The organism is Methylobacterium sp. CB376 (assembly GCF_029714205.1).
GTDB lineage: Bacteria > Pseudomonadota > Alphaproteobacteria > Rhizobiales > Beijerinckiaceae > Methylobacterium.
This window is the reverse complement of sequence record NZ_CP121648.1, coordinates 4,009,317-4,022,229: the sequence shown is the minus strand read 5'-3', so window position 1 is coordinate 4,022,229 and position 12,913 is coordinate 4,009,317. Positions and strand designations below refer to the sequence as shown.

Annotated in this window: 13 protein-coding genes; 7 read left to right on the top strand and 6 right to left on the bottom strand. The window is 73.9% G+C overall.

The window, feature by feature from the left end; all coding sequences use genetic code 11:
* Window positions 1–11: 11 nt before the first annotated feature.
* From QA634_RS18115 to QA634_RS18100, 4 genes are all read left to right on the top strand, one after another.
* On the top strand, window positions 12–1,121 hold the full coding sequence (locus tag QA634_RS18115) for an electron transfer flavoprotein subunit alpha/FixB family protein (RefSeq protein ID WP_012333356.1): 1,110 nt from the start codon (window positions 12–14) through the stop codon (window positions 1,119–1,121).
* 11 nt (window positions 1,122–1,132) lie between these two features.
* Window positions 1,133–2,440, top strand: a complete 1,308-nt coding sequence (locus QA634_RS18110) for an FAD-dependent oxidoreductase (RefSeq protein WP_012333355.1) — start codon at window positions 1,133–1,135, stop codon at window positions 2,438–2,440.
* 40 nt (window positions 2,441–2,480) lie between these two features.
* Complete coding sequence (locus tag QA634_RS18105; RefSeq protein ID WP_012333354.1) at window positions 2,481–2,765, top strand: ferredoxin family protein; 285 nt, start codon at window positions 2,481–2,483, stop codon at window positions 2,763–2,765.
* Between the two features lie 202 nt (window positions 2,766–2,967).
* Window positions 2,968–3,177 carry a TOBE domain-containing protein gene (locus tag QA634_RS18100; RefSeq protein ID WP_012333353.1) on the top strand — a complete coding sequence of 70 codons (210 nt, stop codon included), beginning with the start codon at window positions 2,968–2,970 and terminating at the stop codon, window positions 3,175–3,177.
* Between the two features lie 53 nt (window positions 3,178–3,230).
* Here QA634_RS18100 and QA634_RS18095 read toward each other — a convergent pair whose 3' ends face one another.
* A complete protein-coding gene (locus tag QA634_RS18095) occupies window positions 3,231–5,729 on the bottom strand; it encodes a phosphoketolase family protein (protein WP_012333352.1) in 2,499 nt (832 codons plus the stop codon).
* Between the two features lie 106 nt (window positions 5,730–5,835).
* Entirely contained in the window at window positions 5,836–6,675 is an 840-nt protein-coding gene (locus QA634_RS18090) for a universal stress protein (protein ID WP_012333351.1), read from the bottom strand.
* 215 nt (window positions 6,676–6,890) lie between these two features.
* Here QA634_RS18090 and QA634_RS18085 point away from each other — a divergent pair, with 215 nt between their 5' ends.
* Window positions 6,891–7,631: a CBS domain-containing protein gene (locus QA634_RS18085; protein WP_012333350.1), complete on the top strand. Its 741-nt coding sequence runs from the start codon at window positions 6,891–6,893 to the stop codon at window positions 7,629–7,631.
* Window positions 7,632–7,796: 165 nt separating this feature from the next.
* Window positions 7,797–8,021: a hypothetical protein gene (locus QA634_RS18080; protein ID WP_012333349.1), complete on the top strand. Its 225-nt coding sequence runs from the start codon at window positions 7,797–7,799 to the stop codon at window positions 8,019–8,021.
* A gap of 115 nt (window positions 8,022–8,136) precedes the next feature.
* On the opposite strand, the gene QA634_RS18075 is transcribed toward QA634_RS18080, so the two are convergent.
* The gene (locus QA634_RS18075) at window positions 8,137–8,757 is read right to left on the bottom strand and encodes a dipeptidase (RefSeq protein ID WP_012333348.1); all 621 of its coding nucleotides are present in this window, start codon (window positions 8,755–8,757) and stop codon (window positions 8,137–8,139) included.
* A gap of 312 nt (window positions 8,758–9,069) precedes the next feature.
* Window positions 9,070–9,969, bottom strand: coding sequence for a GlxA family transcriptional regulator (locus QA634_RS18070; protein ID WP_050777574.1), 900 nt, complete (start codon window positions 9,967–9,969; stop codon window positions 9,070–9,072).
* A gap of 155 nt (window positions 9,970–10,124) precedes the next feature.
* Between QA634_RS18070 and QA634_RS18065 the strand changes: the two genes are divergently transcribed.
* Window positions 10,125–10,934: an SDR family NAD(P)-dependent oxidoreductase gene (locus tag QA634_RS18065; protein WP_012333346.1), complete on the top strand. Its 810-nt coding sequence runs from the start codon at window positions 10,125–10,127 to the stop codon at window positions 10,932–10,934.
* A gap of 32 nt (window positions 10,935–10,966) precedes the next feature.
* Here the strand turns inward: QA634_RS18065 and QA634_RS18060 are convergent, their stop codons facing one another.
* Both QA634_RS18060 and QA634_RS18055 read right to left on the bottom strand, forming a co-directional pair.
* Window positions 10,967–12,211, bottom strand: coding sequence for a sensor histidine kinase (locus tag QA634_RS18060; protein WP_012333345.1), 1,245 nt, complete (start codon window positions 12,209–12,211; stop codon window positions 10,967–10,969).
* On the bottom strand, window positions 12,208–12,900 hold the full coding sequence (locus tag QA634_RS18055; protein WP_012333344.1) for a response regulator: 693 nt from the start codon (window positions 12,898–12,900) through the stop codon (window positions 12,208–12,210). Before QA634_RS18055 ends, QA634_RS18060 begins: the two co-directional genes overlap by 4 nt.
* Window positions 12,901–12,913: the final 13 nt, after the last annotated feature.

Below are 12,913 nucleotides of genomic sequence, written 5' to 3'. Positions count from 1 at the left end.
AGGAGGACGCCATGAGCCAAGCCAAGCCCGAGTCGAAACCGGCGGCCGGCGGCCGCGCCGGGACGAAGAAGGAGCTCCCGGAGCATTTCCGGGCCTACCAGCACGTCTGGGTGTTCGTGGAACTGGAGCGGGGCCAGGTCCACCCGGTCTCCTGGGAGCTGATGGGGGCCGGGCGGCGCCTCGCCGACAAGCTCGGCGTCTCGCTCGCCGGGGTGGTGATCGGTGCACCCGAGAGCGGCACCCGCGCGGCGGTGGCGGAGGCCTTCTGCTACGGCGCCGACCGGGTCTATCTCTGCGAGGATCCGGTCCTCGCCCATTACCGCACCGAGCCCTACACGAAGGCGCTGACCGACCTCGTCGACGCCTACAAGCCCGAGATCCTGCTGCTGGGCGCCACCACGCTCGGGCGCGACCTCGCGGGCTCGGTCGCCACGACCCTGCTCACCGGCCTCACCGCCGACTGCACCGAGCTCGACGTCGACGCCGACAAGTCGCTCGGCGCGACCCGGCCGACCTTCGGCGGCTCGCTGCTCTGCACGATCTACACCCTGAACTACCGGCCCCAGATGGCGACCGTGCGCCCGCGGGTGATGCCGATGCCCGCGCGGGTCGAGCGGCCGGTCGGCCCGGTCATCGCCCGCGGCCTCGCCATAGCGGAGGCGGACATCGTCACCAAGGTCCTGTCCTTCGTGGCCGACCGGGACGCCTCCAGGGCCAACCTCGCCTACGCGGACGTGGTGGTGGCGGGCGGGCTCGGCCTGCAATCAGCCGAGAATTTCCAGCTCGTGCGCAACCTCGCGCTGGCGCTCGGAGCCGAGTTCGGCGGCTCCCGGCCCCTCGTGCAGAAGGGCTGGATCACCTCCGACCGCCAGATCGGGCAGACCGGCAAGACGATCCGCCCGAAGCTCTACATCGCGGCCGGCATCTCGGGCGCGATCCAGCACCGGGTCGGGGTCGAGGGCGCCGACCTCATCGTCGCCATCAACACCGATCCCAACGCGCCGATCTTCGACTTCGCCCATCTGGGCGTCGTGGCCGACGCGATCCGGCTGCTGCCGGCGCTGACCGAGGCCTTCCGGCGGCGCCTCTCGCCCCATTCCCGCGACCGACTCGCCGGCTGAGGAGCCCCGCCATGACCGTAGAGACCTTCGACGCCATCGTGGTGGGTGCCGGCATGTCCGGCAACGCCTGCGCGCTCACCCTGGCCAAGCGCGGCCTCAAGGTGCTGCAGCTGGAGCGCGGCGAGACCGCCGGCTCCAAGAACGTCCAGGGCGCCATCCTGTACGCCGACATGCTGGAGCAGCTCGTCCCGAACTTCCGCGAGGACGCGCCGCTCGAGCGCCACGTGCTGGAGCAGCGCCTCTGGATCATGGACGGCACCTCGCATGTCGGCATGCACTATCGCTCCGACGACTTCAACGAGGAGAAGCCGAACCGCTACACGATCATCCGCACCCAGTTCGACCGCTGGTTCTCGCGCCAGGTGCAGGAGGCGGGCGCGACGCTGCTCTGCGAGACGACCGCGACCGAGCTGATCCGCGACCCCTCGGGCCGGGTGATCGGGGTGCGCACGGACCGGGGCGGGGGCGTCGTCCACGCGGACGTGGTGGTGCTGGCCGAGGGCGTCAACGGGCTCCTCGGCTCGCGGACCGGCCTGCGGCCGATCCCGCGCCCAGACCACGTCGCGCTCGCCGTCAAGGAGATGCACTTCCTGCCCGCCGAGACGATCGACGCCCGCTTCAACCTGCGGGAGGATGAGGGCGTCGTGATCGAGGCGATCGGCACGATCTCCCGCGGCATGACCGGGATGGCCTTCCTGTACACCAACAAGGAGAGCCTGTCGGTCGGCCTCGGCTGCCTCGTCTCCGACTACCGCGACGGGGCCGAGACGCCCTACGGGCTGCTCGACGCCTTCAAGAAGCACCCCTCGGTGGCCCCGCTGCTCGCCGGGGCCGAGGTGAAGGAATACGCCGCCCACCTGATCCCGGAGGGCGGCTACAGGGCGATCCCGCAGCTCTGCGGCGACGGCTGGGTCGTGGTCGGCGACGCCGCGCAGTTCAACAACGCCATCCACCGCGAGGGCTCGAACCTCGCGATGACCACCGGGCGGCTCGCCGCCGAGGCCATCTTCCAGCTCAAGAGCCGGCGCCTTCCCCCGACCGCCGCCAACCTCGCCCTCTACCGCAAGATGGTCGAGGAGTCTTTCGTGATGAAGGACATGAAGAAGTACAAGGATATGCCGGCCCTGCTGCATACCCATTCCAAGAACTTCTTCCTCACCTACCCGGAGCTGATGTCGAAGGCGGCGCAGAACTTCCTGCGCGTCGACGGCGTGCCCAAGCGCGAGAAGGAGCGCGCGACCTGGCGCAGCGTCGTGCGCCGGCGCTCCCTGCCGGGGCTGATCGGCGACGCCGTGCGCGTCGCCCGCGCGTGGCGCTGAGCGGGCGCCACCCCATCCACCGCATCACCGGAGGCCCGTCATGACCGCGCGCGTCGAAGAGAAGCTCTACCAGAACCGCTACGTGGTGGATGTGGGGCGCCCCCACATCCGCATCGCGCCCCACGTCGAGCCGTCGCCCAACCTGCTCGCCATGACGCGGCTCTGCCCCGCGGGCTGCTACAGCCTGAGCGACGGCGGGCAGGTCGAGGTGGTGCCGGACGGCTGCTTCGAGTGCGGCACCTGCCGGGTGCTGTGCGAGCCGTCCGGGGAGATCGAGTGGAACTATCCCCGCGGCGGCTTCGGGGTGCTGTTCAAGTTCGGCTGAGGGGCGCGAAGATGTCGCGCGGTTCGGCGGGGCGCCCGGCCGGGACGGCCGGGCGGGTCACCTCGGCACGCCGCCGCATCTCGGTCCCATGACCCAGAGTAACGAAAGATTTCGCGCCGCCGACGAACCGTCTATGCTGCGATCCGGCGGTGCGGTAACGTCGCGCCGGAGGGTTCCCCCCGGATCCCGTCCTGGAGGCAACATGAAGATCAGTGCACGCAACGTCCTGAAGGGCAAGGTGGTCTCGGTCGAGAAGGGCGCCACGACGGCGCACGTCAAGATCGAGATCGCGCCCGGCCAGATCGTGACCGCCTCGATCACGAACGAATCCGTCGACGCGCTCGCCCTGGCGGCCGGCGGCGACGCCTACGCGGTGGTGAAGGCGTCGGACGTGATGGTCGCGGTGGATTGATCCTCCCGGGGCGCGGCCCGGGCGCCTCGCGCGCCGGGCCGCGCCCCGCCGCCTCAGCTCATGAATTGCCAGCCCGCCTCGAGGTCGCGCGGATCCGCATCCTCCTCGCGGGACGGATCCGCGGAGGCGGCCGGCGGCCATTCCCCCTCCCCCCAGCGCCAGTCGCGGATCTCGGGCAGATCCTCCCCGGTCCGGCAGACGTGCTCGCGGTGGATGGCGAGCCGCTCCCGCAGGGCGCGCTCGACCCGGCCCGCCCGGGCGCCGAGGCGCGGGACGCGGCGCAGGGCCGCGATGGCGAGGTGGTGGCGGTCGAGGCGGTTCATCACCGCCATGTCGAAGGGGGTCGTCGTCGTCCCCTCCTCGATGAAGCCGTGGACGTGGAAGTTCGCGTGGTTCGTCCGCTTGTAGGTGAGCCGGTGGATCAGCCAGGGATAGCCGTGATAGGCGAAGATCACCGGCCGGTCCCGGGTGAAGATCCCGTCGAAGGCCGCGTCGTCGATGCCGTGCTCGTGCGCGTCGGGCGAGGCCAGGGTCATCAGGTCGACGACGTTGACGACGCGGATGGCGAGGTCGGGCACCGCGCGGCGGAGCGCGTCCACCGCCGCGAGCGTCTCCATCGTGGGCACGTCCCCGGCGCAGGCCATCACCACGTCCGGCTCCCCCTGCCCCTCCGTCGAGGCGAAGTCGAGGACGCCGAGCCCGGCCTCGCAGTGGCGCGCCGCCGCCTCGGGGGAGAACCATTGCGGCGCCGGCTGCTTGCCGGCCACGATGACGTTGATGCGGTCGTGCGTGCCCAGACAGTGATCCGCCACCCACAGCAGGGTGTTGGCGTCCGGCGGCAGGTAGACCCGCGCGGTGTCGCCCCGCTTGTTGGCGATGAAGTCGATGAAGCCCGGGTCCTGGTGGCTGAATCCGTTGTGGTCCTGGCGCCAGACGTGGGACGAGAGCAGCAGGTTGAGCGACGGCACCGGCCGCCGCCAGGGCAGCGCCCGGGCCGATTTCAGCCACTTGGCGTGCTGGTTCACCATCGAGTCGACGACGTGGATGAAGGCCTCGTAGCTCGCGAACAGGCCGTGGCGGCCGGTGAGCAGGTAGCCTTCGAGCCAGCCCTCGCAGAGCTGCTCGCTCAGCACCTCCATCACCCGCCCGAAGCGGCCGAGATGCTCGTCGCCGGGCAGGATCCGCTCCTGCCAGGCGCGGTCCGTCACCCCGAACACCGCGTCGAGGCGGTTCGAGGCGGTCTCGTCCGGCCCCATGATGCGCAGGTTGCGGGCCTCGGCGTTGAGGGAGAGGAGGTCGCGCAAGTAGCCGCCGAGCACCCGCGTCGCCTCCGCCTCCGTGGCGCCCGGCGCCGGGACTGGGATCGCGTGCTGCGCGAGGGGCGGCCGGCGCAGGGGCTTGGGGTGGCGCCCGCCATTGGCCTGCGGGTTGGCCGAGAGCCGCCGCTCGCCGCGCGGCGCCAGGGCGGCGAGGTCGGGCCGCAGGCGCCCGGCCGCGTCGAACAGCGTCTCCGGCGCGTAGGAGCGCAGCCACGCGTCGAGGATCGCGAGGTGCTCGGGGTTGTCGCGGATCGCCGCCACCGGGACTTGGTGGGCGCGCCAGGTCCCCTCCACGGGCTTGCCGTCGACCTGCGCCGGGCCGGTCCAGCCCTTCGGGCTCCTCAGCACGATCATGGGCCAGCGCGGGCGCTCCGCCGCGGCCTCGTGCCGGATCCGCGCGATGCGGTCGAGGGCGTCGTCGAGGGCCGCCGCCATGGCCTGGTGCATCGGGGCGGGCTCGTCGCCCGCCACCATGATCGGGTCGTAGCCGTAGCCGACGAGGAGGCTCCTCAGCTCCGCCTCGGGCATGCGGGCGAGGATGGTCGGGTTGGCGATCTTGTAGCCGTTGAGGTGGAGGATCGGCAGGACGGTGCCGTCGTGGCGCGGGTCGAGGAACTTCGCCGAGTGCCAGGAGGCGGCGAGCGCCCCGGTCTCGGCCTCGCCGTCGCCCACCACGCAGGCGACGATCAGGTCGGGATTGTCGAGGGCGGCCCCGAAGGCGTGGACGAGGGAGTAGCCGAGCTCGCCGCCCTCGTGGATCGAGCCGGGCAGCTCCGGCGAGGCGTGGCTCGGGATCCCGCCCGGGAAGGAGAATTGCCGGAACAGGCGGGCCATCCCGGCCTCGTCCTGGGCGACGTCCGGGTAGATCTCGCTGTAGGTGCCCTCCAGGTAGGCGTTGGCCACCAGCCCCGGCGCGCCGTGGCCCGGGCCCCAGACCGCGATCATGTCGAGGTCGCGCGCGCGGATCACCCGGTTCAGGTGGGCGTAGATGAAGTTCAGCCCCGGCGTGGTGCCCCAGTGGCCGAGGAGCCGCGGCTTCACCTGCGCGGGCGTCAGCGGCTCGCGCAGCAGCGGGTTCTCCATCAGGTAGATCTGCCCGACCGAGAGGTAGTTCGCCGCCCTCCAGTAGGCGTCGAGGCCGGCGAGGTCGTGCGGGGCGAGGGGCCCGGGCACGGACCCGTCCCTGCCCCGCACCGAAGCCGTCGCCCGCGTCGTTCCCGCCGTTCCCGTCATCGCATCGCTCCGCGTCGCGGCCGGCGGTCGCGCCCGGCCTCAACCGGGAGTTTCACCAGCCGGGCCGGCTCGTCATTGACGTGGATCACGGTTCGGGTGCGGTCAATCAGTGCGCGAGGAGCAGGGGCACGGGGCAGTCCGTGAGCAGGGCGGCGGTGACGCCGCCGAGCACCATCTCGCGCAGGCGGGCATGGACGAAGCCGCCCATCACCAGGAGGTCGGCCCGCGCCTCGACCGCGTGCCGGCGCAGCGTCCCGGCGACGCCGTCCTCCCCGGGCAGGTCGACCAGGGTCGCGGCGACGCCGTGCCGCGCCAGGAAGGGGCCGACCTCCGCGCCCGGCACGGCCTCGTCGGACCGGCCCGGCGCCGTCACGGTGACGACGTGGACGTCACGGGCCTGGCGCAGCAGGGGCAGCGCGTCGCGCAGCGCGCGGGAGGCCGCGGCGCTGCCGTCCCAGGCGACCACGGCCCGCGCGGCGCGGAACTCCGTCCAGCCGGGCGGGACGACCAGGAGCGGGCCGCCGCCGTAGAGGATCAGGTCCTCGATCAGGCCCCGCTGGGTGGCGAGCAGGCTCGGCTCGGCATCGAGGAGCGTGAGGTCGTTGACGCGCGCCCGGGCGGCGAGCAGGGCGAAGAGGTCGGCGGCGCCGAGCGCCTGGGCGCGGGCCGTGCAGCGCAGGCCCGCCGCCGCCGCCTCGGCCCGGGCCGCCTCCGCGGCGGCCCAGGCGAGGCCGCGCAGGCGCGCGTTCTCGGTCTCGGCGAGGGCGGCCGCGAAGCCGCTGATCCAGGCATTCGGCACGACGATCTCGACCGTCATCGCCTGCACGGTCAGGTGCGCCCCGGCCTCCCGGGCCAGGGACAGGCCGTAGGCGAGGGCCGCCGAGGGGGTCTGCACGCCGGCCCCCTCGGTGATCCCGACGAGGAGGCTCCTGAGGGCGTCGAGCATGGCGGCGAGATCTCCGGGCACGGGGCGGCCGGACCTCCCCGGCCGCCGGACGAGGATGCCCCCTCCCCTCGTCCGGGCCTTGATCCCGCGCAAAGCCGGTCCGTTCCGGAGGGCGGCCTGATCTGGATCAGGCCGCCGGACGCGGGCCGCGCCTAATCTCGGTCCCGAGGATCCCCGCGGGCGGGGGACACGGCGAGGGAAGCGGGAGGATACGGATGCGCGCGCGCGAGATCATGACCACGCAGGTGACGTGCGGGCGGGCCGACCTCTCGCTCGAACTGGCGGCCGCCCTGATGCTGGAGAAGCGGATCAGCGGCCTGCCGATCCTCGACGCGGCGGGCCGCCTCGTCGGCATCGTGACCGAGGGCGACCTGGTGGCGCGCCGGGAGATCGGCACCGCGCGCCCGCATCCCGCCTGGATCCGCTACCTGCTCAGCCCGGGCCGGCTGGCCGCCGCCTATGCCCGGGAATGCGGGCACCGGGTGGGCGACGCGATGACCCGCGAGGTCGTCACCGCCTCGCCCGAGACGCCCCTCGACGACATCGTCGGGCTGATGGCGCGCCGGCGCATCCGGCGCGTGCCGATCGTCGAGGACGGGCGGCTCGTCGGGATCGTGACCCGGGCGGATCTCCTGCGCGCCCTGCACGACGCCCTGCGGGCCGCCCGCGAGGCGCCGCCCCGGGAGGACGCGGCGATCCGCACCGACGTGGAGGCGGCCTGCCTGGATGCGGGCGTGATCCCGCTGGAGTTGATCGACGTCGCGGTGGAGGACGGCGCCGTCACCCTGCGCGGGGCGCTGACCGACGAGCGCCAGCGGCCGGCGATCCGCGCCGCCGCCGAGGGCGTGCCCGGGGTGCGCGTCGTCCACGACCACCTCACCCTCGTCGACCCGCTCTCGGGCCTCGCGCGGATCGCCCTGGGGGACGAGCCGGAGGGCGAGGCGCGGACCCGCTGAGCGGCGCGCCCGCGCCGTCCACAGCGCGTGCGGGGCGCTTGCGAAGGCGTTGCCGCGCCCGGCCCGATACCGCGGGTTTCGGTAAGACTCCGTTAGGCGGACGGCGCGGATGCCGGGCGGTGCCGGGCCCGTCCCGGCCCGTGATGCCGTTGCGCGGAGGTCGCGATGCCCGATCCCACCCTGGTGCTCCTGGAACTCGTCGCCGACCTGGCCGACCTGCGCCGGCAACTCGCCGAGGCCCAGGACCACTGCGTCGAGATGGCGGTCGATGCCGGCTACCTGCACGAGGAGATCCGCCACCTGCGGCGCGCCCTCGCGGCCGCGCGGCGCGAGAAGGAGGCGCTCCAGGCGCGGCTCGCCCCGCTCGGGCGCGGGCGGGCGGCCGCGTAGGAGTAATCCGGGATCCGGTCGATCACGGCGGATCCCGGATCACGCGCCCGCGCGGCGCCTGAGCGAAGCCCGAAGCCGCCGTCCCGAAGGGATCAAGCGGATGGGGGATGAGGCGTCAGGCCGCGAGGCAGGCCCGAGCCACCCGCCAATAATTCCCACCCAGGATGCCGACGGTCTCGTCGGGCGTGAAGCGCCGCAGGAGGTGGGCGGCGAGATCCGGGAGTCGCGCGCAGTCCGGCAGGGCGCTCGGCCCCACCAGTCCCATCATGTCCGAGCCGAGCCCGACATGGGCGGGACCGACCACCTCCGCCATGCGGGCGATGCCCTCCGCCAGCGCCGCCAGGTCCTGAAACACGCGCGCCGGCGGCCAGATGCCGACGACCCCGCCCGTCCCGGCCACGATCCGGGCGTGATGCGGCGTGATGCGGCGCGTCGGATCCATCGCCAGCGAGGCGTGCGACGGAACGAGGGGCTTGCGGGCGACCTCGGCCGCCCGGCGCACGAGGCTCCCGGTCCCATGCGCCACATCGACGATCACGCCGAGCGCCTCGCAATGGCGGATCACTTCCGCGCCGAAGGCGGTCAGGCCGCCGTGGACGGGCGGCTCGGTCTGGATGTCCCCGAGGGCATCGACCCGGTCATGCGTGAGCTGCAGGTGGCGCAGGGCCGCACGGCGATAGGCCTCCTCCAGGCGGCCGAGTTCGCCTTCCAGGAAATCCGCCCCTCCGGCCGCCACCAGAATCGCGGAGCGCGGGCGCGCGCGGCGGCGAGATCGGGGCCATCGCGGAGCCGAGGGACGTGCCGCCTCTTCTGGAGGACCTTATGAATTGAGGACAGGTGTTGTGCGGGCCATAACAGCCTCTCGGCGCCGCCGCATCCGAGTGCAAGACGATTCTCGTCTGCGCAGCGGCGAAATATTCGGACATCCTCGCTAGGCATTGGGGAAGCCGGCCCGACATGCGACTGCGGGTTTCCGGCAGGACGCAGCCGATTCCTCGCACGGGCGATGGCCCCCTTCCCTGGCCGGCCCCGCGCGGGCGCCCTCCCCTCACGCCGCCGCGCGGGCGACGCGGCGCAGGGCCTGGGGCGGCTGGCCGAAGGCGCGCAGGAAGGCCCGGCGCATCCGCTCGGGATCGGAGAAGCCCGCCTCGCGGGCGACCGTCTCGACCGGGTGGCGCGTCTGCTCCAGCATCAGCCGCGCCGCCTCGACGCGCAGCTGCTCCACGGCCTTGGCGGGCGACTGGCCGGTCTCGGCCCGGAAGGCGCGGCTGAACTGGCGGGGGCTCAGCGCCGCCGCCTCGGCGAGCTGCTCGACGGTGAGGTCGCGCCGAAGGTTGCGGCGCGCGAAGGTCAGGGCGGCCTGGATCCGGTCGGATTTCGGCGCGAGGTCGAGCAGCTCCGAATGCTGCGTCTGGCCGCCGGCCCGGCGGTGATACATCACCAGCTTGCGCGCCACCGAGCGGGCGATCTCGGCGCCGAGATCCTTCTCCACCATCGCCAGGGCGAGGTCGACGCCCGCCGTCATGCCGGCGGAGGTCCAGACCGGCCCGTCGACGATGAAGATGCGGTCCTCCTCCACCCGCACGGCGGGGAACCGGGCCTGGAGCGTGCGGGCGAAGAGCCAGTGCGTCGTCGCGCGCCGCCCGTCGAGGAGACCCGCCTGCGCGAGAACGAAGGCGCCGGTGCAGATCGCGCCGAGGCGGCGCACCTCCGGCAGGCGGGTCGCGACCCAGGCCAGCAGGCCCGCGCTCGGCCGTGGAAGGTCGACGCCGCCGCCGACCAGCAGCGTGTCGAAGACCTCGTCCCGCATCGGGCGGCTGCTCACCTCCAGGCCGGTCGAGCTCGGCACCGGGCCGCCCGCCTCGGAGACGGTCGCGAGGTCGTAGACCCGCTCCCCGGCGCAGAGATTGGCGAACTCGAACACCGAGCCCGCCGCCAGGCTCATCATCTGGAAGCCCGGGAAAATCACGAAGCCGACCCGCACGACGCTGCCTCCGCCCCGTCCCGAAACGAGGGATATACGACATATGAGACGCGCGCCAGGGGGCGTATTCCTCGGCTCACCGGAACGCGGCCCCGCGCCGCCCGCCACGGAGCAGATCCATGACCCTCTCGTCCCTCGGCACCGCCCTCGTCACCGGCGCCTCCTCGGGGATCGGCGCGATCTACGCCGACCGCCTCGCCGCCCGCGGCCACGACCTCGTCCTGGTGGCGCGCAACCGGGCCAAGCTCGCCGACCTCGCCGCCGGACTCGCCGACCGCACCGGCCGCTCGGTGGAGGTGGTGGCGGCCGATCTCGGCGACCGGACCGACCTGCGCGCGGTGGAGCGGCTCGCCGCCAGCGACGCGAGCCTCACGATGCTCGTCAACAATGCGGGCATCGGCGCCACCGCGCCGCTCCTCGCCTCGGACGTCGACGCGATGGAGAGGCTGATCGACCTCGACGTGACCGCGCTGATGCGCCTGACCTACGCGGCGGCGCCGGCCTTCGCGGCGCGCGGCCGCGGCACGATCGTGAACATCGCCTCGAGCGTCGCGATCGGGCCGGAGGTGCTGAACGGCGTCTACGGCGGCGCCAAGGCCTTCGTCCTCGCCTTCAGCCAGTCCCTGCACCACGAACTCGCCGGCAAGGGCCTGCGCGTCCAGGCCGTGCTGCCCGGCGCCACCGCGACCGCGTTCTGGGGCCTCGCGGGCGTGCCGGTCGAGCACCTGCCGGGCGAGATCGTGATGCGCGCCGCCGACTTGGTCGATGCCGCCCTGGCCGGCCTCGACGCGGGCGAAGTGGTCACCATCCCGTCCCTGCCCGACGCCGCCCAGTGGCAGGCCTACGAGGCGGCCCGGCAGGCCCTGCTGCCGAACCTGTCCCGCGCGGAGCCGGCGGCGCGCTACCGGGTCGGCGCGGCCCGGGCCTGACCCCCTCCCCGCCCGGCCCGCCCGAGCCGGCCTCAGGGCGCCCGCGGCAGGTCCACCACGAACCGGCTGCCCCCGGCCTCCGCGCCCTCGCAGAGGGCGAGGCCGCCGTGGCGCTGCGCGATCTGCCGCACGAGCGAGAGGCCGAGGCCCCAGCCGCCCGCCTCCTCCCGGCGGCCCCGCGGGCGGTAGAAGGGCTCGAAGACCCGCTCGCGCTCGGCGGCCGGGATGCCGGGGCCGTGATCGCTCACCACGAGCCGGGCGCGCGCGCCCGACGGCTCGGCCCGCACCCGGACCGGCGGCGCCCCGTGGGCGGCGCCGTTCTCCAGGAGGTTGCGCAGCAGGCGCCGCAGCAGGACCGGGTCGCCCCGCACGCTCACCGGCACCCCCTCGACCTCCGCCCCGACCCGGGCCGCCTCCTCGGCGGCGAGGCCGAGCAGGTCCACGGTCTCGCGCCGGTCGAGCCCGGCCTCGGCGTGGTCGAGGCGGCTCGACAGCAGGATCTCGTCCACCAGGGTGTCGAGTTCGCCGAGGTTGCGCACGATCTCGGCCCGGGCCGCCTCGGGCCGGCCCGCCCAGAGATCGACCGCCATCCGCAACCGCGCCAGCGGCGAGCGCAGCTCGTGGCTGGCATTGGCGAGGAGGCGGCGCTGCGCGGCGAGCAGCGCGTCGACCCGGCCCGCCGCGAGGTTGAAGGTGCGCGCCACCGCCGCGACCTCGTCGCCGCCGCCCTCGTCGACCCGCGCGCGCAGGTCGCCCTCCCCCCAACGGGCCACCCCGGCGCGCAGCCGCTCGAGCCGCCGGGTCAGCCGCGCCGTGACCGGGAAGGCCGCGAGGGCCACGAAGGCCGCGACCAGCAGGGTCAGGGTGGCGATGCGGGCGATCCGCGTGCTCGGCGAGGGATGGATGCTGACCAGGAGGGTCCGCCCGTCCGGCAGCGCGGAGCGCAGCACCCAGCGCACCGGCGGCCCGGTCGCCTCCCCGCCGAGCAGGACGGCGCGGGTCCCGCGCGCCGCGAGCAAGGCGCCGCCGCGGTCGTAGAGCGCCGCGTCCGCCCCGAACAGCCCGCTGAGGCGCCGCACCGCCGGCTCGGCCTCGGCGGGAGGACCCGCGAGGGCCACGGCCTCGTGGGCGATGTGGGTCTCCAGCGCCTCCCAGCGCTTGTGGGGCGATTCGCCGAGCATCCACCACAGGCCCGCCATGGCGATGGCGGCCCCGACCAGGCTCGCCAGCAGGGTCAGGTAGATCTTCCAGAACAGGCGCCGCCGGACCGACCTCACCGCTCGGCATCCTGCTCGCGGGCGAAGACGTAGCCGGCGCCCCGGATGGTGAGGAGGCGGCGCGGGTGGCGGGGATCGTCCTCGATCAGCGCCCGCAGGCGCGAGACGTGCACGTCGATGGAGCGGTCGAAGGCGTCGAGATCCTCGCCCTTGACGAGGTCCATCAGCCGCTCGCGGCTGAGCACCCGCCCGGCATGGGTCGCGAAGGCGAGGAGGAGGTCGAACTGGTGGCTGGTGAGCCGCCGCTCCACCCCGTCGAGCCGCACGACCCGGGATCCGGGATCGATCTGCAGCCGCCCGAAATCGAGCCGGGCCTCCTGCGGGGCGCGCTGGCGCCGCAGCAGGGCGCGGATGCGCGCGAGCAGCTCGCGCGGGTTGAAGGGCTTGGGCAGGTAATCGTCGGCCCCGATCTCCAGGCCGATGATGCGGTCGGTGTCCTCGCCCTTGGCGGTCAGCATCAAGATCGGCACCCGCGAGTGGGTGCGGATCTGGCGGCAGAGCTCGAAGCCGTCGCCGTCCGGCAGCATCACGTCGAGGATCACGGCGTCGAAGCGCTCGCGCCGGAGGGCGTCGTGGCCCTCCCGCGCCGTGGGCTGGCAGGCGACCGCGTAGCCCTCGGCCGAGAGGTACTCCGCCACCATCGCGGCGAGGCGCCGGTCGTCGTCGATGAGGAGCAGTCTCTCGGCCATGGCGGTCGCGCCT

What these genes read in the sequence shown, in the direction of transcription:
- QA634_RS18080 (WP_012333349.1), top strand. Translation starts at nt 7,797, where the DNA reads ATGCCCGATCCCACCCTGGTGCTCCTGGAACTCGTCGCCGACCTGGCC.
- QA634_RS18055 (WP_012333344.1), bottom strand. Translation starts at nt 12,900, where the DNA reads ATGGCCGAGAGACTGCTCCTCATCGACGACGACCGGCGCCTCGCCGCG.
- QA634_RS18090 (WP_012333351.1), bottom strand. Translation starts at nt 6,675, where the DNA reads ATGCTCGACGCCCTCAGGAGCCTCCTCGTCGGGATCACCGAGGGGGCC.
- QA634_RS18115 (WP_012333356.1), top strand. Translation starts at nt 12, where the DNA reads ATGAGCCAAGCCAAGCCCGAGTCGAAACCGGCGGCCGGCGGCCGCGCC.
- QA634_RS18070 (WP_050777574.1), bottom strand. Translation starts at nt 9,969, where the DNA reads ATGATGAGCCTGGCGGCGGGCTCGGTGTTCGAGTTCGCCAATCTCTGC.
- QA634_RS18105 (WP_012333354.1), top strand. Translation starts at nt 2,481, where the DNA reads ATGACCGCGCGCGTCGAAGAGAAGCTCTACCAGAACCGCTACGTGGTG.
- QA634_RS18110 (WP_012333355.1), top strand. Translation starts at nt 1,133, where the DNA reads ATGACCGTAGAGACCTTCGACGCCATCGTGGTGGGTGCCGGCATGTCC.
- QA634_RS18085 (WP_012333350.1), top strand. Translation starts at nt 6,891, where the DNA reads ATGCGCGCGCGCGAGATCATGACCACGCAGGTGACGTGCGGGCGGGCC.
- QA634_RS18100 (WP_012333353.1), top strand. Translation starts at nt 2,968, where the DNA reads ATGAAGATCAGTGCACGCAACGTCCTGAAGGGCAAGGTGGTCTCGGTC.
- QA634_RS18095 (WP_012333352.1), bottom strand. Translation starts at nt 5,729, where the DNA reads ATGACGGGAACGGCGGGAACGACGCGGGCGACGGCTTCGGTGCGGGGC.
- QA634_RS18065 (WP_012333346.1), top strand. Translation starts at nt 10,125, where the DNA reads ATGACCCTCTCGTCCCTCGGCACCGCCCTCGTCACCGGCGCCTCCTCG.